Origin of the sequence: Streptomyces sp. NPDC053560, from assembly GCF_044544605.1 — a bacterium.
In the GTDB taxonomy this organism is placed as follows: Bacteria; Actinomycetota; Actinomycetes; order Streptomycetales; family Streptomycetaceae; genus Streptomyces.
Genome location: NZ_JBITXI010000007.1, coordinates 108,308 through 129,955, shown reverse-complemented (window position 1 = coordinate 129,955; position 21,648 = coordinate 108,308). Strand labels below are relative to the sequence as shown.

The 21,648-nt window shown below is 71.9% G+C and carries 22 protein-coding genes, 1 tRNA gene and 1 riboswitch; of the genes, 9 read left to right on the top strand and 14 right to left on the bottom strand.

Going from position 1 to position 21,648, the window contains the following annotated elements:
* The first annotated feature begins 281 nt into the window (after positions 1-281).
* From ACIGQF_RS18390 to ACIGQF_RS18380, 3 genes are all read left to right on the top strand, one after another.
* Positions 282-959 (top strand): hypothetical protein, encoded by a 678-nt coding sequence (locus tag ACIGQF_RS18390; RefSeq protein ID WP_399711189.1) that lies wholly within the window; start codon positions 282-284, stop codon positions 957-959.
* A gap of 131 nt (positions 960-1,090) precedes the next feature.
* On the top strand, positions 1,091-2,539 hold the full coding sequence (locus tag ACIGQF_RS18385) for an NADH-ubiquinone oxidoreductase-F iron-sulfur binding region domain-containing protein (RefSeq protein WP_399711187.1): 1,449 nt from the start codon (positions 1,091-1,093) through the stop codon (positions 2,537-2,539).
* 176 nt (positions 2,540-2,715) lie between these two features.
* A complete protein-coding gene (locus ACIGQF_RS18380; protein ID WP_399711185.1) occupies positions 2,716-3,756 on the top strand; it encodes an SCO0930 family lipoprotein in 1,041 nt (346 codons plus the stop codon).
* Here the strand turns inward: ACIGQF_RS18380 and ACIGQF_RS18375 are convergent.
* Together ACIGQF_RS18375 and ACIGQF_RS18370 are read right to left on the bottom strand one after the other, a co-directional pair.
* A complete protein-coding gene (locus ACIGQF_RS18375; protein WP_399711183.1) occupies positions 3,753-4,490 on the bottom strand; it encodes a class E sortase in 738 nt (245 codons plus the stop codon). The genes ACIGQF_RS18380 and ACIGQF_RS18375 overlap by 4 nt on opposite strands.
* 80 nt (positions 4,491-4,570) lie before the next feature.
* Complete coding sequence (locus ACIGQF_RS18370; RefSeq protein WP_399711181.1) at positions 4,571-5,920, bottom strand: DUF445 domain-containing protein; 1,350 nt, start codon at positions 5,918-5,920, stop codon at positions 4,571-4,573.
* Between the two features lie 261 nt (positions 5,921-6,181).
* Between ACIGQF_RS18370 and ACIGQF_RS18365 the strand changes: the two genes are divergently transcribed.
* Positions 6,182-7,492, top strand: a complete 1,311-nt coding sequence (locus ACIGQF_RS18365; RefSeq protein WP_399711179.1) for an SGNH/GDSL hydrolase family protein — start codon at positions 6,182-6,184, stop codon at positions 7,490-7,492.
* 15 nt (positions 7,493-7,507) lie between these two features.
* Here ACIGQF_RS18365 and ACIGQF_RS18360 read toward each other — a convergent pair whose 3' ends face one another.
* The 4 genes from ACIGQF_RS18360 to ACIGQF_RS18345 form a co-directional block, all read right to left on the bottom strand.
* Positions 7,508-8,203 carry a DUF1707 domain-containing protein gene (locus ACIGQF_RS18360; RefSeq protein ID WP_399711177.1) on the bottom strand — a complete coding sequence of 232 codons (696 nt, stop codon included), beginning with the start codon at positions 8,201-8,203 and terminating at the stop codon, positions 7,508-7,510.
* A 35-nt stretch (positions 8,204-8,238) separates the two neighbouring features.
* Positions 8,239-9,276 (bottom strand): ATP-binding cassette domain-containing protein, encoded by a 1,038-nt coding sequence (locus ACIGQF_RS18355; RefSeq protein WP_399711175.1) that lies wholly within the window; start codon positions 9,274-9,276, stop codon positions 8,239-8,241.
* A gap of 1 nt (position 9,277) precedes the next feature.
* Positions 9,278-10,042, bottom strand: a complete 765-nt coding sequence (locus ACIGQF_RS18350) for an ABC transporter permease (RefSeq protein WP_362208244.1) — start codon at positions 10,040-10,042, stop codon at positions 9,278-9,280.
* A gap of 61 nt (positions 10,043-10,103) precedes the next feature.
* On the bottom strand, positions 10,104-10,937 hold the full coding sequence (locus ACIGQF_RS18345) for an ABC transporter permease (protein WP_399711173.1): 834 nt from the start codon (positions 10,935-10,937) through the stop codon (positions 10,104-10,106).
* A 298-nt stretch (positions 10,938-11,235) separates the two neighbouring features.
* Here ACIGQF_RS18345 and ACIGQF_RS18340 point away from each other — a divergent pair, with 298 nt between their 5' ends.
* Positions 11,236-13,560: a transglycosylase domain-containing protein gene (locus tag ACIGQF_RS18340; RefSeq protein ID WP_399711171.1), complete on the top strand. Its 2,325-nt coding sequence runs from the start codon at positions 11,236-11,238 to the stop codon at positions 13,558-13,560.
* Positions 13,561-13,623: 63 nt separating this feature from the next.
* Here the strand turns inward: ACIGQF_RS18340 and ACIGQF_RS18335 are convergent, their stop codons facing one another.
* The 3 genes from ACIGQF_RS18335 to ACIGQF_RS18325 all read right to left on the bottom strand — a co-directional run bounded on the left by ACIGQF_RS18335 (position 13,624) and on the right by ACIGQF_RS18325 (position 14,951).
* Entirely contained in the window at positions 13,624-13,944 is a 321-nt protein-coding gene (locus ACIGQF_RS18335; RefSeq protein WP_361562690.1) for a multidrug efflux SMR transporter, read from the bottom strand.
* A 54-nt stretch (positions 13,945-13,998) separates the two neighbouring features.
* A riboswitch (guanidine-III (ykkC-III) riboswitch) is annotated at positions 13,999-14,058 on the bottom strand.
* Positions 14,059-14,177: 119 nt separating this feature from the next.
* Entirely contained in the window at positions 14,178-14,480 is a 303-nt protein-coding gene (locus ACIGQF_RS18330) for a co-chaperone GroES (protein WP_019711573.1), read from the bottom strand.
* Positions 14,481-14,630: 150 nt separating this feature from the next.
* Complete coding sequence (locus ACIGQF_RS18325) at positions 14,631-14,951, bottom strand: DUF3618 domain-containing protein (protein WP_399711168.1); 321 nt, start codon at positions 14,949-14,951, stop codon at positions 14,631-14,633.
* Between the two features lie 280 nt (positions 14,952-15,231).
* On the opposite strand from ACIGQF_RS18325, the gene bcp reads away from it, so the two are divergent.
* The 4 genes from bcp (at position 15,232) to ACIGQF_RS18305 (ending at position 18,772) form a co-directional block, all read left to right on the top strand.
* Positions 15,232-15,699 carry a thioredoxin-dependent thiol peroxidase gene (gene bcp / locus ACIGQF_RS18320; protein WP_361562686.1) on the top strand — a complete coding sequence of 156 codons (468 nt, stop codon included), beginning with the start codon at positions 15,232-15,234 and terminating at the stop codon, positions 15,697-15,699.
* Between the two features lie 390 nt (positions 15,700-16,089).
* Positions 16,090-17,589 carry an MFS transporter gene (locus ACIGQF_RS18315; RefSeq protein WP_399711665.1) on the top strand — a complete coding sequence of 500 codons (1,500 nt, stop codon included), beginning with the start codon at positions 16,090-16,092 and terminating at the stop codon, positions 17,587-17,589.
* A gap of 18 nt (positions 17,590-17,607) precedes the next feature.
* Positions 17,608-18,633 carry an HNH endonuclease gene (locus ACIGQF_RS18310; protein ID WP_399711166.1) on the top strand — a complete coding sequence of 342 codons (1,026 nt, stop codon included), beginning with the start codon at positions 17,608-17,610 and terminating at the stop codon, positions 18,631-18,633.
* 56 nt (positions 18,634-18,689) lie between these two features.
* A tRNA-Leu gene (locus ACIGQF_RS18305) sits at positions 18,690-18,772 on the top strand.
* Between the two features lie 79 nt (positions 18,773-18,851).
* Here the strand turns inward: ACIGQF_RS18305 and ACIGQF_RS18300 are convergent.
* The 5 genes from ACIGQF_RS18300 to ACIGQF_RS18280 all read right to left on the bottom strand — a co-directional run bounded on the left by ACIGQF_RS18300 (position 18,852) and on the right by ACIGQF_RS18280 (position 21,605).
* Positions 18,852-19,460, bottom strand: a complete 609-nt coding sequence (locus ACIGQF_RS18300) for an XTP/dITP diphosphatase (RefSeq protein WP_399711164.1) — start codon at positions 19,458-19,460, stop codon at positions 18,852-18,854.
* Between the two features lie 94 nt (positions 19,461-19,554).
* Complete coding sequence (locus ACIGQF_RS18295) at positions 19,555-20,004, bottom strand: hypothetical protein (RefSeq protein ID WP_399711162.1); 450 nt, start codon at positions 20,002-20,004, stop codon at positions 19,555-19,557.
* A 92-nt stretch (positions 20,005-20,096) separates the two neighbouring features.
* On the bottom strand, positions 20,097-20,264 hold the full coding sequence (locus ACIGQF_RS18290; protein ID WP_399711160.1) for an SCO1431 family membrane protein: 168 nt from the start codon (positions 20,262-20,264) through the stop codon (positions 20,097-20,099).
* A 287-nt stretch (positions 20,265-20,551) separates the two neighbouring features.
* The gene (gene rph, locus ACIGQF_RS18285) at positions 20,552-21,283 is read right to left on the bottom strand and encodes a ribonuclease PH (protein ID WP_361562676.1); all 732 of its coding nucleotides are present in this window, start codon (positions 21,281-21,283) and stop codon (positions 20,552-20,554) included.
* Between the two features lie 88 nt (positions 21,284-21,371).
* Complete coding sequence (locus ACIGQF_RS18280) at positions 21,372-21,605, bottom strand: glucose PTS transporter subunit EIIB (RefSeq protein ID WP_030250235.1); 234 nt, start codon at positions 21,603-21,605, stop codon at positions 21,372-21,374.
* Between the last annotated feature and the right edge of the window lie 43 nt (positions 21,606-21,648).

Sequence of the window (21,648 nt, the reverse complement as noted above, 5' to 3'; positions counted from 1 at the left end):
TGCGGTTCAGGAGTTCACACATCGCTACCTCGTTTCCTGCCGTCGGGGGGCGGCTGGGATACGGCCGTTGTGCCTGAGGGCCAGTGTCTGAGTCGGCATCATCCGCACCGGGACGGACGACGGCGATGCCGGTGCAGGAATTTGTCACAGCGCGCTAAAGGCCCGGAAGTCCCCGGACGCGTCCGCGATGCTGCCGGACACATCGCCGACGGTACGTACGGCAATTCCCCGCCCTTTCCGGGGCGTTGTGCATCCTTCCGCTCGATTTCCGTGGAGACCCGATGCCCGCGCCAGTCCCGCGCACCCGCCGCCGCCCGCATTCCGCTCCCCGCACCGGGAGACGACTCCCGCTGCGCCCCGTCCTGCCCGCCGCGCTGCTGCTCTTCCTGGCCGTCCTCGCCCGCTCCGGCGCCGCCGCCCGCGCCGCGGACTTCCTGGACTTCGGGGCCGGGGTGCTCGCGCTGGTCGCGCTGACCGGCACGGTGGTCTGGGGCCTGGCCGCCACCGACCGGCGGGTGCTCGCCTCCGGGCACCGGCTGCTGGCGCAGGCCGTGCACCGCGGCACCGGCGTGGCGGGCCTCGGTTTCCTCGCCCTGCACATCGGGGTGAAGGTGGCCCGCGGCCAGACCACCGGCCGGGCCGCCGCGCTGCCCTTCGCCGACGGGGCCCGCCCGGCCCTGATCGGCCTGGGCACGCTCGCCGCCTACGGGTTCCTCGCGGTGGCGGTGACCGGGGCCGCCCGCACCGCCTTCACCGGCCGGGCCGCCGCCCGGTGGTGGCGCGCGCTGCACATGACCGCGTACCTGGCCTGGGGCGCGGCGCTGGTGCACGGCCTGCGCGCGGGCCGCCCGGCGGCGGGCTGGGTCACGGCCGGGTACGCCGTGTGCGTCGCGGCCGCGGCCGCGGCCCTCGCGTACCGGCTGCGGGCCGACCGCCGCGCCCCGGAGGGGCGCCCGTGAGGGCGCCCTCCAGGGGCGCGGGAGGCGTCGACCTGCGGCTCCGCCGCGTGGGAGCGCCCAGCCACGACGGTGCTGCACCCGGCATCGCCCCCCTGGCCCCGCCCCCGTGGCCGCCCCGCCTACTAGCAGGGGTGACCACCCCGCACGGCGGCGCCACCCGGCTCGACCGCGTGGCCCACCTGACCGTGCACGGCACCGCCCCCGTGCTCTCCGCCGCGGAACTGGCCGCGCTCGCCGAGAACATCGGGCTGCGCGGCCGCGGCGGCGCCGGCTTCCCCTTCGCCCGCAAGGTCACCGCCGTACGGGAAGCACTGCGCCGCTCGGACGGCCGGGCCGCCGTGGTCGTCAACGGCACCGAGGGCGAGCCGGGCTGTCTGAAGGACACCGCGCTGCTCCTCCACGCGCCCCATCTGGTGCTGGACGGCGCGCTGCTGGCCGCGCACGCGCTCGGCGCGGGGGAGGTCGCCGTCGGGGTGGCCCGCGCCGACGTGGCCGAGTCGGTCGGCCGGGCGATCGCCGAACGCGGCCCGATGTCGCTGCGGTTGCGCGTGGCCCGGCTGCCGGAGCGGTTCGTGGGCGGCGAGGGCTCGGCCCTCGTCGACGGCCTCGACGGCGGCCCGGGGCTGCCCTCCGGGCGCAAGGTCCGCTCCAGCGAGCGCGGCCTCGGCGGGCTGCCCACCCTGCTGTCCAACACCGAGACCTACGCGCAGCTCGCGGTCGCCGCCCGGCTGGGCGCGCTCGGCCACCGCGCCATCGGCGTCCCCGACGAGCCGGGCACCCTCCTGCTGACCGTGTCCGGCGCCCACGTCCTGGAGGCCCCCACCGGCGTGTCCCTGGACCGGGTGCTGGCGCACTGCGGCACAGGCCCGGGCCAGGGCGTTCTGATCGGCGGCTACCACGGCACGTTCCTCGCCCCGGCCGCGGCGCGCACCGTCACCCTGGACCGCCCCGCGCTCGCCGCGCACGGCGCCGTCCTGGGCGCGGGCGCCGTCCTCCCGCTGCCGGAAGGCACCTGCCCGGCCGGGGAGTGCGCGGCGGTGACGCGCTGGCTGGCCGGGGAGTCGGCCGGCCAGTGCGGCCCGTGCGTACTGGGCCTGCCCGCGCTCGCCGACGCGCTGGCGGCGGTGGTGCGGGGCGGTGGCGCGCCTGCCCTGGCCGCCGTACGGGCCAGGACCAAGGCCGTGGAGCGGCGCGGCGCGTGCGGCCACCCCGACGGCACCGCCCGCTTCGTCGCCTCCGCGCTGGCCGCCTTCCCCGAGGAGTTCACCGCGCACGCGCACGGCGGCGGCTGCGGACGCCCGGTCCTGGGCGCCCTGCCGCTGCCCGGAGGTGCCCCGCCACCCGCCGCCGCGGCCCCCGTACGCCCGGCCGCGCCCGCCGCGCAGCTGGTCGTGGACTGGACGCTCTGCCGGGGCCACGGGCTCTGCGCCGATCTCGCGCCCGGCGTGGTCCGCCTCGGTCCGGACGGCTATCCGCAGCAGGCCGCCATGGCGCTGCCCGCCCGGATGCGCCGCCGTGCCCAGCTCGCGGTCCGCCGCTGCCCGGCCCTGGCCCTGCGCGTCCGGTCCCCCGCCGAATGACCCCGTACGGGCGTAGGCCGATCCCGCTCCGCCTCCGTACTGCCCATAGCGCACCGCCTTTTGACGTGAAGTGACAACTTTCGCGGGCGTTGAACGGCGGCAGCACCGCCTCCCGTACCCCGGTCCGTACCCCCGTCCCGACGGCACCTCCGCCGCCCCCACCGAAGGAGATCCCCATGAGCAACCGAGCCGCCCCGGTCAACCGGCGACAGGCGGGCATCGCCCTCACCGCCCTCACCGTGCTCGCCCTCACCGCCGCCTGCGGCGACAAGGACTACGGCGCCTCCGGCAGCGACCAGGTCCAGCCCGCCGGCCAGGGCACCTCCGACAACGGCTACGGGTCGGGCGCCGCCAAAGAAGGCGGATACGGCGACGACGCGGCGGGCGGCGCCGCGGCCGGCGGGCTCGGCGCCGTCGCCAAGTCCCTCGCCCTGAAGGAGGCACCGGGACTGGGCAAGGTCGTCACCGACGGCCAGGGCCTGACCCTGTACCGCTTCGACAAGGACACCCCGAAACCGCCGAAGTCCACCTGCGACGGCGACTGCGCCTCGACCTGGCCGCCGGTCCCCGCCGACGACGCCAACGCCACCGCCGGCATCAACGCCGCCGACCTCGGCTCGGTGACCCGGTCCGACGGCAGCAAGCAGCTCACCCTCGGCGGCTGGCCGGTCTACCGGTACGCCAAGGACAGCGCGCCCGGCGACACCAAGGGCCAGGACGTCGGCGGCGTCTGGCACGCGCTGGCGGCGAACGGCGGCAAGGCGGGCGAGGCGGCCGCGAAGCAGCCCCCGAAGGCGGACGAGGAGCCCGCCGCGCCGCCGGCGGCCGCCGAGCCGAAGGCCGACGTCTCGGTCGCCGACAACGCACAGCTCGGCAAGCTCATCGTGGACGGCAAGGGCCGCACGCTCTACCGCTTCACCAAGGACAGCCCCTGGCCGATGAAGTTCGCCTGCGTCGGCGCCTGCCTGGACACCTGGAAGCCCGCCGAGCCCGCCGACAAGGACAAGATCGAGGGCGTACCGGCCAAGCTGATCACCACCGTCAAGCGTCCCGACGGCACGAAGCAGCTGGCCGTGGACTGCTGGCCGATGTACCTGTTCAAGGGCGACAAGGCCCCCGGCGACGTCAACGGCCAGGGCGTGAAGGGCACCTGGTTCGCGGTCGGCCCCGACGGCAAGAAGATCACCAAGTCGGCCGGGGCCCCGAGCGCGTACTAGCGCGGCTCCATCTTCGCCAGCCGCGCCCACACGACCAGCCGGTACTTCGAGGTGTACTCCGGCGTACAGGTCGTCAGCGTCAGGTAGTAACCGGGCTCGGTGTAGCGGTGTCCGGGATGGACCGAGCTGTACGGGACCTCGGCCAGCACCGTGCCGTCGCCGGGCATGGTCTGCGGCAGGGTCCGGTCCACCACGTAGGTGTAGCGGGCGTCGGCGGTGTCGATGCGTACGGTGTCGCCGGCCCGCAGCAGGTTCAGCCGGCGGAACGGCTCCCCGTGGGTGTTGCGGTGCCCGGCCAGCCCGGTGTTCCCGGCCTGCCCCGGCTCGGCGGTCCCCGGGTAGTGCCCGACGTACCCCTTGTTGAGCACGGACTCCTTGCCGACCCCCTGGGCGACGGGGGCCGCGAGGCCGAGGCGCGGGATGCGCAGCACGGCGTACGCCAGGTCCTGGCCGGGGCGCCGGGCGGGGCGTTCGGCGCCCGGACGCTGATCCGGCGACGCGCTCGTACCGGACGCGCTCGTGCCGGGCGAGGAGGTGGGCGGTTCGCGTGAGGGCGCGGGCCGCTTCCACCCCCGCTCCAGCTGCGACACCCGCTCCCCGGCGCTCGCCTGCGCCTCCCGGTTGGTCCACCACAGCTGATGGACCACCAGCAGCGCCAGGACGGCGCCGAGCGTCACTGCCAGCTCCGCCGCCGTCCACACCAGCCGCACCACCACCGGTATCCGCTGCCGCACGCGGGGCACCGTACGGCGTGCGGGCGGCAATCACCAGAGCGATGGCGCCGCTCGGGCGACTTCGCCGCGGCGCGGCCCGGTCAGCCGCCCAGCGCGTGGGACACCGCGTAGATGCACAGCCCCGCCAGCGCGCCCACGACCGTGCCGTTGATCCGGATGAACTGGAGGTCCCGGCCGATGTGCGCCTCGATCTTCCGCGAGGTGTGCTCGGCGTCCCAGCTCGCGACGGTATCCGTGATCAGCAGCGTGATCTCGTCGCGGTACGTCGTCACGACGTGCACCGCCGCGCCTTCCAGCCAGCCGTCGACCTTGCCCTGCAGCCGGGCGTCCGCGGCCAGCCGCTTGCCCAGCGACAGCAGCGCGCCGCGCGCCCGCTGCCGCAGCTCGCTCCGCTCGTCCTCCGCGGCGGCCACCACCATGGCGCGGACCGAACCCCATGCCGACGCGATCAGGTCCTGTACCTCGCCCCGGCCGAGCACCTCCGACTTCAGCCGCTCCACCCGCGCCCGGGTGTCCGTGTCGGACCGCAGGTCGCCCGCGAAGTCGGTGAGGAAACGGTCCAGCGCGCCGCGTGCCGGATGCTCGGGCATGTCCCGCATCTCCGTGACGAACCGCAGCAGTTCCTTGTAGACCCGGTCGCCGACCTTGCGGTCCACGAAGCGCGGGGTCCAGCCGGGCGCGCCGCCCGCCACCGCCGACATCACGGAGTCGGAGTGCAGGACCAGCCAGTCGTGCGCACGGGCGCAGACCAGGTCCACCAGCCGGGTGTGCCCGCCGTCGGCGACGATCTTCTCCAGCATCGTGCCGAGCCCCGGGGCGATCTCCTGGGCGTCGGCACGGCGGGTGATCGCCTCGCCGACCACCGCCTGCACGTCGGAGTCGCGGAGCACCGTCAGCGCGCCGCGCACCGCCGTGGCCAGCTCGGCGGTGACGCGGTCGGCGTGCTCGGGCTCGGCGAGCCAGCGGCCGACCCGGCTGCCGATGCCGACCTTGCGCAGCCGCTGCCGCACCACCTCTCCGGAGAGGAAGTTCTCGCCCACGAAGTCGCCGAGGCTCTGCCCGAGCTGGTCCTTCTTCGTCGGGATGATCGCGGTGTGCGGGATGGGCAGGCCGAGCGGCCGCCGGAACAGCGCGGTCACCGCGAACCAGTCAGCGAGCGCGCCGACCATGCCTGCCTCGGCCGCCGCCGCCACATAGCCGGTCCAGCCGCCGGCCCCGGCGGCGCCCGCCCACTTCGCCAGCGCGTAGACGACGGCGACAGCCAGCAGCAGGCTGGTGGCGAAGGTCTTCATGCGGCGGACCCCACGCCGCTTCTCCTCGTCGGCCTCGTTGAATGTGAAACCGGCCACAGGATTCGCGGCGGTTCCGGCCGCCGGCCCGCCCTCCGCGCCGGTGGCCAGGTCCGTCTTCGTGCGTTCCATCCGCTCCATCCGTTCGACCGCCCCGGGTGTATGTCCAACTGTGACCTAGTCCTGGTTCCCTTCCTGGAACGAACCACGAGTTCCCGTCGTCCCACAGGTCGAGCGCATCGCCCCTGCCGCCGTCCCGGCGGCGAGGGAGCCGCCCGGCAGCCGTGGCGTCCACCATGGGATCATGGAGGATCGATCGGACTGCGACGGCGCCGCTGATCAGACGCTGCCCTTGCCCATCCGGAGCCAGCGGCTCCGCCTGCCCCAGGAGAACGCCCCCGCATGAACAAAAGTGTGGGTTACGCCCTGCTCGCCGGTCTGGCGGCAGTGGTGGTCCTCGTATCGACCGCGATCTTCGTCGGGTTCGGCGGCGACGGCGGCGGCACCGGCAGCGACCCGCACAGCCCGCGGAATTCCGCGGCACCCGCCGTCTCCGGCCAGTGGGTCGGCACCTGGGCGGCCTCGGCCGCGGCCGCCGAGCCGGGCACCCTCGACGGGTACGCGGGCATGTCGATACGGAACGTGATCCACACCAGCGTCGGCGGCACCAGCGCCCGCATCCAGCTCTCCAACCTCTACGGCACCCGACCGCTGGCCATCACCCACGCCACCATCGCCCTGGCCGCCGCACCCAACAACCCGACCGCGGCGACCGGCACGATGCGCCGCCTCACCTTCGGCGACCGCCCCTCCGTCGTCATCCCGGCCGGCGGCGCCATAGCGAGCGACCCCGTGCGGCTGGACGTGCCGCACGACGCGGACCTCCTGGTCACCACGTACTCCCCGGCGCCCTCCGGCCCCGTCACCTACCACCCGTACGCCCGGCAGACCTCCTACCTGGCGCGCGGCGACCGGGCCGCGGCCGAAGGGGGCACGGACTTCACCGAGCAGAGCCCGTACTGGCGCTACCTCACCGGCGTCGACGTCTGGAGCCGCGAGGCCAAGGGTTCGGTCGTCGTCATCGGCGACTCCATCACCGACGGCATCACCTCCACCATGGGCGCCAACCACCGCTGGACCGACTTCCTCGCCCAGCGGCTGCGCGAGGAGCCCGGCGCGCCCCGCCTGGGCGTCCTCAACCAGGGCATCAGCGGCAACCGCCTGCTGATCGACGGCAGCCGCTACTCCCCCAACAACGGCCCCAGCGTGCTCACCCGGCTGGACCGCGACGCGCTGTCGCGGACCGGGGTCAAGGCCGTGATCGTCGAGATCGGTCTGAACGACCTCTTCAAGACCCCGCGCCAGTGGGACCCGAAGAAGCTGGTCGCCGGCATGCGGAAGGTCGTCAAGCAGGCGCACGCGCGCGGCCTGCGGGTCACCGGCGGCACGCTCACCCCGTTCTACGGCCACCGCGGCTACAACGTCCGCATGGACCAGGTCCGCCAGCAGGTCAACGCCCAGATCCGGGCCGGACGCGTGTACGACAACGTGATCGACTTCGACAAGGCGCTGCGCGACCCGGCCCAGCCGAACCGGCTGCTCCCCCAGTACGACTCCGGGGACCACCTGCACCCGAGCGACGAGGGCTACAAGGCGATGGCCCTCGCGGTGAACCTCAAGCACCTCAAGGGCTCGGCCCCCGCCTCGCTGTAGGACGACGGGCGGCGGTCAGCCCAGCTCCTTGCGCCGCCGCTCCTTCTCCAGCGCCCTGCGCTCCCGCCGCTCGGCCTTCAGGCGCTCCTTCTCCGCCCTGGTCGGCTTCCGCTCGATGCCGACGCCGCCCCAGAACGCCAGGCCCGTCACGATCACCCGGGGCGCGCCGGGGTCGCCCGCCACCCCGGCCTCCCGGTGGTCGAAGCCGCCCATGATGCCCACGCCGCGCACGTCGACCTCGACGCCCGGCGGTACGACGATATTCACCCCGCCCATGATCGCGACGCAGTTGATCACCACCTCGCGGTCCGCGAACCGGGCCTCGCGCAGGTCGACCTCGCCGCCGCCCCAGAAGGCGACCGCCGTGAAGCGCCGCCCGACGGTCCACCGCCCGGTCCGCTGGAAGCCGCCCAGGATCCCGATCCCGGCCGACGAGCTGCCCTCGCCGCCCACGATCCGCTCCGCCCAGGCCGGCCCGACGGCGCCCCGCGGCGCGGCCGCCGGCAGCACCGGCACGTCCCGGGCCCCCACCGGCAGGTCCGCCGTCAACGGCTCCAACTCGCCGTACGTACGCGCCTGGTACGCCGCCTCCAGCCGCTCGTCGAATTCCTCCATCCGCAACCGGCCCTCGGCGAGCGCGTCCCGCAGGATCTCCGCGACCCGGTCCCGGTCGGCATCGGATGCCCGCAATTCGGGGAGTTCCTCATTCATGGCCAAAGAGTAGGCAGGGAACCGGCCGCCCGGCCCTACTTCACCGCGCTTCGGGTGTACATCCGCGCGATCACGTCCTCGATGTCCGGCTCGCGTACCGAGAGGTCGACCAGCGGCCAGCGTTCGGCGACCGCCGCCACCACCGGTGCCGCGCTCTGCGACGCCGGGAACGCCAGCCACTGCCGCGGTCCCTCCACCCGCACGGTCCGCGCCCCCGGCACGCCCTCGATCGGCGGCAGCTCCCGCTCCAGGTCCACCACCAGCGTCCGCTCGCTCTCCCCGACCCCGTGGAGCCCGTCCGGGTCGCCGTCGTACACCAGCCGCCCGTGGTCGATGACCATCACCCGGCGGCACAGCTGCTCGATGTCGGTCAGGTCGTGCGTGGTCAGCAGGACGGTCGTGCCGAGCGTGGCGTTCACCTCGCGAAGGAAGTCCCGCACCCGCGCCTTGCTGATCACGTCCAGCCCGATCGTCGGCTCGTCCAGGTACAGCACCTCAGGGTCGTGCAGCAGCGCCGCCGCGATGTCCCCGCGCATCCGCTGGCCCAGCGACAGCTGCCGCACCGGCACCGTCAACAGGGGACCGAGGTCGAGCAGTTCCACGCACCGGTCGAGGTTCTTGCGATACGTCTCGTACGGCACCCGGTACATCCGCCGCACCAGCTCGTAGGAGTCCTTCAGCGGCAGGTCCCACCACAGGGTCGTGCGCTGCCCGAAGACCACGCCCATCCGGCGGGCCAGCCGGGTGCGGTCGCGGTTGGGGTCTCCCCTGCTCGAGCGAAGCCGAGAGCTTGGGGAAGGGTCGATGCCCGCGACCCGGATACGGCCGGCGCTGGGCACGAGGATGCCGGTCAGCATCTTGATCGTGGTCGACTTCCCCGCGCCGTTCGGCCCGATGTACCCCACCATCTCGCCGCGCCCGATGCGGAACCCGACGCCGTCGACCGCCCGCACCTCCTGCTTCACCCGGCGCAGCCGCCCGGCCCTGCGGCGCACCTGGAAGACCTTCTCCACCCCTTCCAGTGCGATGAATTCCGGCCCCTGCCCGTCCGTCGTCCGGCCGTCCGTCGTCATGTCAGCTCCCCGTGCTCCGGTAACCCCGCAGACCCGCCCGCCACGCCAGCGCCGCGCCCCCGCACATCACCGCGGCCACCACGGGCCCCAGGAAATCCACCCAGCTCGGCAGCCCCAGCGGGTCGTCCCGGCCGAGGAGGCGGAGCGCCGGCAGCCAGTTCACGAAGGCCAGCGGAATGATGTACGTGACCCCGCGCACCAGGTCCTTGGCGAAGACGGTGGGCGGGTACTGCAGCATCGCGTTTCCGCCATATGTGAAGGAGTTCTGCACCTCGGCGGCGTCCTGGGCCCAGAACTGGAAGGCCGCGCCCAGCGTGAAGATCGCACCGTAGATCGCGGCCCCGCTCACCAGCATCGCCGCGACCATCACCACCCGGCCCGGCGTCCAGTCCACCGGGACCCGGGACAGCGCCCAGCCCAGCACCACAGCGGCCTGCGACAGCCGCCCGATCCGGCGCAGCGCGAACCGGTCGGCGGCGACCTGTACGTACACCGGCGCCGGGCGGACCAGCAGGACGTCCAGCGTGCCGTCACGCACCCGTGCGCCGAGCCGCTCCACGTTGCCCAGCAGCAGGTCCGCGAGCCCAAGAGCCGTGGCCGACGCTCCGTAGAGCAGGGCGACTTCGGGCAGCCCGAATCCGCCGAGCTCGTCGATGTGCGAGAACATCAGAAGGATCGTCACGAACTCCAGGCCGCTGCCCGCGGCATTGCCGAAGGCCATGATCGCAAACGACGCCCGGTAGGTGAGTGTGGACCGGACCCACATCGCTACGATCAGCAGGTATGCCCGTATGCCGTGCCGCACCGGCGCGGCCCGCCCGAAGGACTCAGCCACCCTGCACCACCACCTTCCGGGTGGCCGCCGACTGCATCAGCCGGCCGACCGCCAGCAGCACCGCCGCCCAGCCCGCCTGAAAGCCCAGCGCCCCCAGCACGGCGGCCCCTTCGTACCGCCCCAGCAGCACGTCGGCCGGCACCTGGAGCACCGACGCCCACGGCAGCATCCGTACGGCCTCGCCGAAGTCTCCGGGGAAGGCCCGCAGCGGCAGCAGCATTCCGGAGAAGAACATCGCGGCCAGCCCGCCGAGCACCGCCACCCCGGCGCTGTCCAGCAGCCAGAACGCGGTGAGCGCGACGAGATAGCGCAGCGCGAAGCTGACCGTCACCGCGAGCACGGCGGACACCAGGAACGCGGCCCACAGGCCCGGCGCTGCGGGCAGCGCCAGGGGGAAGGCGAGCGCGCCGACCGCCATCGGCAGCACCCCGCGGCCGAGCAGCTGGCAGGCGGCCCGGCCCAGGTCGGCGGAGAGCCACCACAGTTGGAGGTCGGCGGGGCGGTACAGGTCCACCGCGATGTCGCCGGTGCGGATGCGTTCCTGCAGCTCCTCCAGGCCGCCGTTGGCGGCCAGCGAGACGGTCGCCAGCAGCGCCTGGCCGATCCAGACGAAGGTCAGCGCCTGCGCCTGGTCGTAACCGCCCAGCTGCGGCCGCTGGTCCCACAGGGCCAGGTAGGTGTAGGAGATGATGAAGCCGAAGACGGTGTTGGTGAACACTCCGGCGGCGGTGGCGGTGCGGTAGGTGACGTACCGCCGGAAGCCGCCCCGGGCCACGGCCGCGTACAGCGCGAGGCCGCCACCACGCTCACGAAGTGCCCCGCCCACGCTTCCGTCCCCCGAGGTGTGACGCCAAAACAACGGAGCCTAGCTCCGCCGTTGGTGGGGGCACCACGGGTTTATCACCCGATCCAGTGAGGGAGAGAACCCATTCGGCCGGTCACAGACCGGTCACATGTGCGTGCCACCCTCTTGGGTCGGCCCGCAGGATGCGAGAGTTTCTCAACGGGCGACACTTGCATTTCGGAAGACACGACCTTTTTCCGGCGTAGGGCGCGAATCGCCCGCTACGACACCGATCCGCCGCGGCACAACCATCGGCGGCGGCCGAGGAGTCACTACAGACATGAACGACGATCCGCAGCAGGACGGCCGGGGAAGTAACGGTTCCCCCGACGGCGAACCGGGCGCCGCCCCGCCCTCCGGCAAGAAGGGCCGCCCCCGCCGCACGGGCTGGCGCCGCTTCCTGCCCACCTGGCGCATGACCCTCGGCGGCATCCTGGTGATCCTGCTGATCATCGTCGGCGGCTTCATCGCCGGCTATCTCCTCGTCGGCATCCCGCCCGCCAACCAGGCGGCCAAGGCCCAGAGCAACGTCTTCCTCTTCTCCGACGGCACCCAGCTCGCCCGCGACGGCGAGGTGAACCGCGAGAACGTCAAGCTCGACCAGGTACCCAAGACCGTCCAGCACGCCGTGCTCGCCGCGGAGGACCGCAACTTCTACAGCGAGTCCGCGGTCAACCCCGTCGCCATGATCCGCGCCGCCTGGAACACCGTCATCGGCAAGGGCAAGCAGTCCGGCTCCACCATCACCCAGCAGTACGTCAAGAACTACTACCTCGGCCAGGAACAGACCGTCACCCGCAAGGCCAAGGAGTTCTTCATCGCCATCAAGCTGGACCGCGAGGTGAGCAAGGACGAGATCCTGGAGGGCTACCTCAACACCAGCTACTACGGCCGCAACGCCTACGGCATCCAGGCCGCGGCCCAGGCGTACTACAACAAGGACGTCAAGGACCTCAACGCCGCCCAGGGCGCCTACCTCGCCACCCTCCTGAACGCCCCCAGCCAGTACGACATCGTCGTCCACCCCGAGAACCGCAAGCGCGCCGAGGCCCGCTGGAACTACGTCATGGACGGCATGGTCAAGAAGGGCTGGCTCAGCGGATCGGCGCGCGCGTCGACCAAGTTCGACCCGCCCGGCGAGGCCAAGGCCCCCTCCGGCCTCTCCGGCCGCCGCGGCTACTTCGTCAACGCCATCAAGGACTACCTCCGCGACAACGACATCCTCGACGAGGACGATCTCAAGGGCGGCGGCTACCGCATCACCACCACCATCGACAAGAAGAAGCAGCTGGCCCTCGAAAAGGCCGTCGACGACCAGGTGATGGACCAGCTCGACAAGAAGAACCGCGACGCCGACAAGAACGTCCGGGCCGGCGGCGCCTCCATCGACCCCGCCACGGGCAAGGTCGTCGCCATGTACGGCGGCATCGACTACGCCAAGCAGTTCGTCAACGGCGCCACCCGTGCGGACTACCAGGTCGGCTCCACCTTCAAGCCCTTCGTCTTCGCCTCCGCCGTCGCCAACCACTCCACCACCCAGGACGGCCGGACGATCACCCCGCAGACCGTGTACGACGGCACCAACAAGCGGATGACCCTCAGCAACGGGCAGCCCACCGGCTTCGCCCCCGCCAACGAGGACGACCGCTCGTACGGCCAGATCACGGTCAGCGAGGCCACCGACAAGTCCGTCAACGCCGTCTACGCCCAGATGGGCATCGACGTCGGCCCCGACAAGGTCCGGGAGACCGCCGTCGACCTCGGCATCCCCCGCGGGACCCCCGGCCTCGCCGAGTCCCAGGGCTCCATCTCGCTCGGCACCGCCACCCCCAGCGTCCTGGAGATGACCAGCGCCTACGGCACGCTCGCCCACCACGGCAAGCGCGTCCCGTACACCTTCGTCCAGAAGATCACCAAGAACGGCGAGAAGGTCGGCCTGCCCATGCGGCCCGAGCAGACCGCGATCCCCCGCGAGGCCGCCGACACCACCACCTCCATCCTGCGCAGCGTCGTCGAGAGCCCCGGCGGCACCGGCGCCGCGGCCCAGGCAGCCGGGCGTCCCGCCGCCGGCAAGACCGGCACCGCCGAGGAGGACAAGGCCGCCTGGTTCGCCGGCTACACGCCCGACCTGGCCACCGTCATCGCCGTGTTCGGCCAGGACCCCAAGACCGCGTCCCAGGAACCGCTGTACGGCGCCGGCGGCCTCGCCCGCATCAACGGCGGCGGCTGGCCCGCCCAGATCTGGGCCGACTACACCGCGGCCGCACTGGACGGCAAGGCGCCCGAGGACTTCGACCTGGAACTGGAGAGCGGCGCCCAGGAGCCGGTCCCCACCGGCACGGCGACGCCCACCGCGCCGGGCGAGACCGGGGTGCCCACCGCCCCGACCGAGACCACGCCTCCGGACTCGCCCCCGGTCACCACGCCGCCCCCGTCCACCGTCGAACCGCCGGAGCCCACCTTCCCGAGCGAGCCGCCGCCCACCTCGGCCCCCACCGAGGACTTCCCCACGGTCGAGCCCGGCGGCGGGCCGGGGGGCAATGGCGGCGGGCCCGGCGGCGGACCCGGCGGAGCACCGGGAACACCGTCCGACGACTGGGAGTAGCGCGGACGCACGCGAAGGGGCCCGGGCACGTTTCGTCGACGCGCCCGGGCCCCTTCGCCGCGCTCAGTGCCCCGACGTCGCCTTCAGACCCACGACGGCCACCAGCAGCAGACAGATGAAGAAGATGCGGGCCGCGGTCGCCGGCTCACCCAGCACCACCATGCCCACCACCGCCGCACCGGCGGCACCTATGCCCACCCACACGCCGTACGCCGTACCGATCGGCAGCGTCCGCGCGGCGATCGACAGCAGGGCCATGCTCACGACGATGCCCGCGCCCGTGAACAGGCTCGGCCACAGCCGCGTGAACCCATCGGTGAACTTCATCCCGATCGACCAGCCGACCTCCAGCAGACCGGCGACCAACAGCAGAACCCATGCCATGACGGCACCTCCGTGACAACCGCGCACACGCGCATGCGTGCGTGCATCTACAGGGGTGCGTCGTCTTGTCATGACCCGGTACGGCGCGTCTCGTCGGGATGTCTCCGACCATAGCAAGCCATGCCGAAACGGGCGGTGACGCCGGTCACCGCCCGCAGAAAATGCTGGTCAGGGCCTTACGGAACGAACGGGGCGGACTCAGAGGTACCGCCCCGGGACGAACAGGAACAGGCTCAGAGGTACAGCCCGGTGGAGTCCTCGGCGCCCTCCAGGCGCTCCGCCGCCACCGCGTGCAGATCGCGTTCGCGCATCAGCACGTACGCGACGCCCCGCACCTCCACCTCGGCGCGGTCCTCCGGGTCGTACAGCACCCGGTCCCCCGGCTCGACGGTACGGACGTTCTGCCCCACCGCCACGACCTCGGCCCACGCCAGCCGGCGGCCGACCGCGGCCGTCGCCGGAATGACGATGCCACCGGTCGAGCGCCGCTCGCCCTCGGCGATATCGGTACGGACGAGCACCCGGTCGTGCAGCATCCGGATCGGCAGCTTGTCGTGGGTGTCCTGAGTGTTGTTCGGGCTCACGGCAAGACCGTACCTGTACCCGCCCCCGCACCGGACCCCGGCCCGGGCGATACGGCCCCGGCAACGCCCCCGCGAGGCCCCAGCGACGGCGCCACGACGGCCCTACGACCGGCGCTTGCGCGCACCCACCGCCAGCAGCCCCACCAGGCCGACCGCCACCAGCGCGACCGGAACGATCCGCTCCATGCGCGGCGCGCCGTCCTCCGACACCAGCTGCGAGCGGACGTCGGAGACCGCCCGGTTGGCGAGCACGTACGCCCGCCCGGCCGTACGGTCCACGGCCGCAGCCGCCTTCGCCTTCGCGTCGCCGACGATCGTCTTGGGGTGCAGCCGCACGCCGATCTCGTCGAGCGTCACGGCGAGCTCCTGCCGCCGGCGGACGATGTCCGCCTCGATCTGCGCAGGGGTCCTGGCATCCGACACCGCGCTGCCTCCGTCGTCTCGGCCGGTGAATACAGATCCTCAATGATTCCTGATGGACAGTCTGTCAGCTCACCCACCGAACCGCCCCACGGCACCCCCGATCAACGCGCCCACGCGGCGTACAAAGAGGCGAACCGGCCGAGGGCATGAGGGGCTGTCGGCGGACCTCAGTAACCTCAAGACAGCACAAGCGACCACCGAGGTCGGCACGGTCACCGGCCCACTTCGGCACCGTCACCGACCCACCCTTACGGTCACCGAACCACTCCTGAGGAGAGCCATGAGCGAGCGACTGCAGCCCGGCGACACCGCCCCCGCCTTCACCCTCCCCGACGCGGACGGCAAGCAGGTCTCGCTCGCCGACCACAAGGGCCGCAAGGTCATCGTGTACTTCTACCCCGCGGCCCTGACCCCCGGCTGCACCAAGCAGGCCTGCGACTTCACCGACAACCTCGACTTCCTGGCCGGCCACGGCTACGACGTCATCGGCATCTCCCCCGACAAGCCCGAGAAGCTCGCGAAGTTCCGCGAGAAGGAGGAGCTGAAGGTCACCCTCCTCGGCGACCCCGACAAGAGCGTCCTGGAGGCGTACGGCGCCTTCGGCGAGAAGAAGCTCTACGGCAAGGTCGTCACCGGCGTCATCCGCTCCACCGTCATCATCGACGAGGAGGGCAAGGTCGAGCGCGCCCTCTACAACGTCAAGGCCACCGGCCACGTCGCCAAGATCATCAAGGACCTGGGGCTGTAACCCCCGCAGCGCCCATCCGGCCCCCGAGGCCCGGCACGCGGCACGGCCTCCCCCGAACGGCCTCCCTCCGGCCCCTCGTCCCGGCGGGAGGCCGTTCGGCCCCGCGGCCGGGCACGGCGGCCCGGCATCGCGGCCCGGCGGCCGCCCGCTTCCCCCTCCCCCGGCCTCCACACCCCCACCCGTTCGACCGGCACAACCACCTCACACACGCCCTAAACGGCCCACACCGAGTGACGAATATCGCGTTCTGCCGCCAAAGTGGTTTGACCGGCTCCGTAACCGCGCAGACGCCCCTTTCGAAGCGAGCCCACCGCGCAGCGCGCGGACCGACCGACCGAGAGGACCGCACTCGTGACGACCGGCAGCACCGATGCCACGTCCGGGACCGACATGGACCCCGAGGCGGTCCGGCGCCACCGCATGCTCTTCCGCGCCATCGCCCGCCGCAAGAACCCCAAGCTCCGCCGCACCGACATCACGATCACCGACGAACGGGTCGTGAAGCGCGCCGTGAAGGCCGCCGCCGTCGGTAACGCGATGGAGTGGTTCGACTTCGGCATCTACAGCTACCTCGCCGTCACGATCGGCCACGTCTTCTTCCCCAGCGGCAGCGACACCGCGAGCCTGCTGTCCTCGTTCGCGACGTTCGCGGTGGCCTTCCTCGTACGGCCCATCGGCGGCGCGTACTTCGGCCCGCTCGGCGACCGCATCGGCCGCAAGAAGGTCCTCGCGCTCACCATGATCATGATGGCCGTGGGCACCTTCTGCATCGGCCTGATCCCGTCGTACGCCACCATCGGCTTCTGGGCACCGGTACTGCTCATCCTCTTCCGCCTGGTCCAGGGCTTCTCCACCGGCGGTGAGTACGGCGGCGCCTCGACCTTCATCGCCGAGTACGCCCCCGACAAGAAGCGCGGCTTCTTCGGCAGCTTCCTGGAGATGGGCACCCTCGCCGGCTACACCGGCGCCGCGGGCCTCGTCCTGATCCTCAACACCTTCCTCGGCTCCGACGCCATGGAGAGCTGGGGCTGGCGCCTGCCCTTCCTCGTCGCGGGCCCGCTCGGCCTCGTCGGTCTCTACCTGCGGATGAAGCTCGACGAGACCCCCGCCTTCCAGAAGCTGGAAGCCAGCCAGACGCACTCCGCGACGGGCTCGGCCACCGAGGAGGAGGCGGAGTTCTCCCACCTCTCCGAGAACCAGCCCAAGCGGAAGATCGGCGAGATCTTCTCCCAGCAGTGGCCCGCCCTCATCCTCTGCATCTGCCTGGTCGGCGCGTACAACATCACCGACTACATGCTGCTGTCGTACATGCCGACGTACCTGACCGACACGCTCCACTACAAGGAGTCGCACGGCCTGCTGGTGCTGCTCGGCACCATGATCGTCCTGATGCTGGTCATCAACTTCGTCGGCCGCCTCAACGACCGCTTCGGCCGCAAGCCGCTGCTCATGGCCGGCATGCTCGGCTTCTTCGTCCTCTCCGTCCCCTCCTTCCTGCTGGTCAGGGACGGCAGCCTGCTGTTCGTCATCATCGGCATGCTGCTGATGGGCTTCTCCCTGGTCTGCCTCCTCGGCACGATGTCGGCGGCCCTCCCGGCCCTCTTCCCGACCAACGTCCGGTACGGCTCCCTCTCCATCGGCTACAACCTCTCCACCTCGCTCTTCGGTGGCACGACCCCCCTGGTCATCGAGGCCCTGATGGCGGGCTTCAACGGCAACCAGATGATCCCGGCGTACTACGCCATGGGTGCGGCCCTGGTCGGCGTCATCGCCGTCCTCTGCATGAAGGAAACCGCCCAGCAGCCCCTCGAAGGCTCCCCGCCCTCGGTAGCCACCCACGAGGAGGCCGTCGAAATGGTCAGCTCCCAGAGCCCGGATCCGCGCTTCTGAGATACCGCGCTCCCTGAAATGCCCCGGCCTCCTCGGCCGGGGCATTTTTCGCCTCCTCCGACAACTCTCCGTAACCGGATGCCCTGTTCGTCGTCAACCCATTCGAGAAAGGAACAACCGGCCGCCGCTACGAAGTCGACGGCCGCCGAACGGGGGAACTCCATGCCACCCAGCCCGTACACCCACGCCCGCCTTTCCGGGGCCGTGGCCGCCTCGACGAGCATGTGCGAGGTCCTCCGCCACCTTGGCCTCGACGTAGTCGGCGGCCATCACCCCCACATCAGCCGCCGCACACGGGCGTTGGGGATCGATACGTCGCACTTCGGAAACGAGTCCGGCGCGGATGCACGGCAACGACGTACGCGGCAGGACCTGCCGAGGAAGCAGGACCCCGCCCACGCAAGCCGTGTCCCGGCGCGGCGGCTGAGGCACTGCCGCTGGAGGTCGATCACATCAACAGCGACTGGCGCGGCAACCGCCCGGAGAACCTGCGCTTCCCGTGCCCGAACTGCCACTCCACCACCGACACCAACCGGGTCCGGAACAAGAGCCGCCGGGCCACGGGCCGCAAGGGCTCGGCATGAGCGGCGGAATCAAGTGCACCCGAGAGCGGCTGACCGGAGCGGCCGAGTCCTGCGCAGACTCGACATACCCAACAGCGCTACCACCCGGAGGTTGCTCCACCGCTGGATCTCCGAAGGCGTCCTCGATACGTCGCACTTCCTCGGGCAAGCTCATCAGCGAGGCAAGCCAGGACCGACGCCCGTGAGGTCTGCCGAGGACATCCTCATGAAGCACGACGGTCGACGGCGCACGCAGTCGGCGATGCTTCGCCGGGCTCTGCGGCAGATCGGGGTGGCGGAACTGTGCGTCCGGTGCGGCACGTCTCCCTCGTGGCACGGACGCCCCATGACGCTGGAAGTCGACCACATCAGCGGCGACCGGAGCGACGACCGGGCCGAGAATCTGCGGCTGCTCTGCCCCAACTGCCATGCGATCACCAGTACCTGGTGCAGGGGAGGTGCTCGGCGCCGAACCGCATAGTGACCCAGGTAGTGACATCACTGTCAGCCGCCAGCCGGTACCATGGCTGGCGGCCAGCGGCCGTGATGGAACTGGAATACATGCTGGTTTTAGGTACCAGTGGGTAATACCCATGTGGGTTCGAATCCCACCGGCCGCACTGCTCGTTGACCATGGTTTCAAAGGCCCGGCTCGCGCACCCCGCGAGCCGGGCCTTCGGCATTGCTGCGCGGCGGCGCTCAGCCCAGCAGTTCCCGGACCACTGGGGCCAGCGCGCGGAATGCCTTGCCTCGGTGGCTGATGGCGTTTTTTTCGGCTGCTGTGAGTTCGGCGCAGGTGCGGGTGTCGCCTTCGACCTGGAGGATCGGGTCGTAGCCGAAGCCGCCGTTGCCCGCGGGGGCGTGGCGGAGGGTGCCCTCCAGCTTGCCCTCGACGACGCGTTCGGTGCCGTCCGGGAGGGCGAGGGCCGCGGCGCAGGCGAAGTGGGCCGCGCGGTGTTCGTCGGCGATGTCGGAGAGCTGGGCGAGGAGCAGGTCGAGGTTGGCCCGGTCGTCGCCGTGCCGGCCGGCCCAGCGGGCGGAGAAGATGCCGGGGGCGCCGTTCAGTACGTCCACGCAGAGGCCGGAGTCGTCGGCGACGGCGGGGTGGCCGGTGGCCTGGGCGAGGGCGTGGGCCTTCAGCAGGGCGTTCTCGGCGAAGGTGACGCCGGTTTCCTTGACGTCGGGGACGTCCGGGTACGCGTCGGCGCCGACCAGCTCGATGTCGAGGTCGGCCTCGGTGAGGATGGCGCGGAGTTCGGTGATCTTGCCGGCGTTACGGGTCGCGAGGATCAGGCGCTGGTGCTTCATGGTGAGCGATTATCCCGGTGCGTCGCACTCGACCGGCCCGGCGGGGCGGGCCGCCCTGCCCCGCCCTGCCCCGCCCCGCGTGTCACGCGGCCCGTCAGCCCGGAGTGCAGATCTTGGTGAGTTCCGAGGCGGCGGATTCGATGGGGGTGGTGTCGGGGGTCTTGCCCTGGTCGAGGGACTGCTGTGCGTCCTTGACGCCGCGGGAGAGGTCGTCGACGGCCTTGCCGATGTCGGCGTTGTCGCTCTTGTCGCCGAGCTCGTCGAGGTTCTTGTCGATCTTGTCGAGGGCCTGCTGCGCCTCCGCCGGGTTGTCGGCGCCGTTGGAGAAGGCCTGCTGGAGCTCGTCGACGTTCTTGCCGACGGCGGTGGCGGTCTGCGCGCAGTCCATGGCCGTCTCCACCGCTCCGCACCCGGTCAGCACGGGGACGGCGAGGGCGATGGCCGCCACGGCGGAGGCGGCGGTCACGGCCGTACGACGGGCGGGCCGCACGGCGGCGCCCGATCCGGGGGAACGGCGACGGCGGGCGAAGCGGTACGCGGACATGGGCGGGGCCCTCCCTAAGCAATGAACAGGTAAAGGAAGGAACGCCTGGCGCGCGCTTTTGGTTGCCGACGTCGCCGGTATGCGGCGGAAGGTCAGGTAAGTCCGGTGATGAGGCCGGTCTGGGTCAGGAACATGGCCAGGACGACCACGAGTGTCCAGCCGAGGAGGTGCTCCATCCACGGCGAGTCGTCCTTGGGTCCCCCGGTGCGGGCGGCGGGCGCGTCGAGGGCGGCGGCGCTGGCGGCGGCTTCAGCAGGCATGACGGTGATGTTCCTCGTCGTCGGGTGCTGGGGAGATGCGCCCCGCCCGCACGAGCCGCAGGAGTCCGTACGGGCCCTGATGGCCGCACGAGCCCGCATGAGCCGTACGAGGCGTACGAGCAACCGCACGAAACGTGCCGTACGGGAAGCGGAGGGCGCGCTTCCCACAGTGCGCCCGTACCGCAGCCATTCCTAGAGATACAGCTCCCACGAGGGGAACGTCACAGATCACCGAATGCCGGACAGCCCGCGTCCCGCACCGGTGTCCCGCGCCGGTACGCCGCAGGTCACAGCGTCCGTTCCAGCGCCTCCCGCTGCGCCTTGTCCAGGTCGGCGCAGCCCGCGACGGCGAGGTCGAGGAGGGCGTTGAGCTCGTCGCGGGCGAAGGGCTCGGCCTCGGCGGTGCCCTGGACCTCGACGAAGCGGCCGTCGCCGGTGCAGACGACGTTCATGTCGGTCTCGGCGCGGACGTCCTCCTCGTAGCAGAGGTCGAGGAGCGGCTTGCCGTCGACGATGCCGACGGAGACGGCGGAGACCGTGCCGGTCAGCGGCTTGCGGCCGGCCTTGATGAGCTTCTTGCCCTGGGCCCAGGCGACGGCGTCGGCGAGGGCGACGTACGCGCCGGTGATGGCGGCGGTGCGGGTGCCGCCGTCGGCCTGGAGGACGTCGCAGTCCAGGACGATGGTGTTCTCGCCGAGCGCCTTGTAGTCGATCACGGCGCGCAGCGAGCGGCCGATGAGGCGGGAGATCTCGTGGGTGCGGCCGCCGATCTTGCCGCGGACGGATTCGCGGTCGCCGCGGGTGTTGGTGGAGCGGGGCAGCATGGAGTATTCGGCGGTGACCCAGCCCTCGCCGCTGCCCTTGCGCCAGCGGGGCACGCCTTCGGTGACGGAGGCGGTGCAGAAGACCTTGGTGTCGCCGAAGGAGATGAGGACGGAGCCCTCGGCGTGCTTGCTCCATCCGCGTTCGATGGTGACGGGGCGGAGCTGTTCGGGGGTGCGGCCGTCGATGCGAGACATGGGGACGACCCTATCGGGAATGCCGAAGGCCCCGTTCCGGTGCGTACGCGCGCACGAAAGGGGCCTCGGTGGGAGCCGGGGGCTCAGCTCACATCATGTCTTCGATGTCGGCCGCGATGGGGTCGGCGTCGGTGCCGATGACGACCTGGATGGCGGTGCCCATCTTCACGACGCCGTGCGCGCCGGCGGCCTTGAGGGCGGCCTCGTCGACGAGGGACGGGTCGACGACCTCGGTGCGGAGGCGGGTGATGCAGCCTTCGACCTCTTCGATGTTGTCGAGGCCACCGAGCCCGGCGACGATCTTCTCAGCCTTGCTGGCCATGTCCACTCCTGCTTGTCTCGGCCGTCGGCGATGGTGCCGAAGG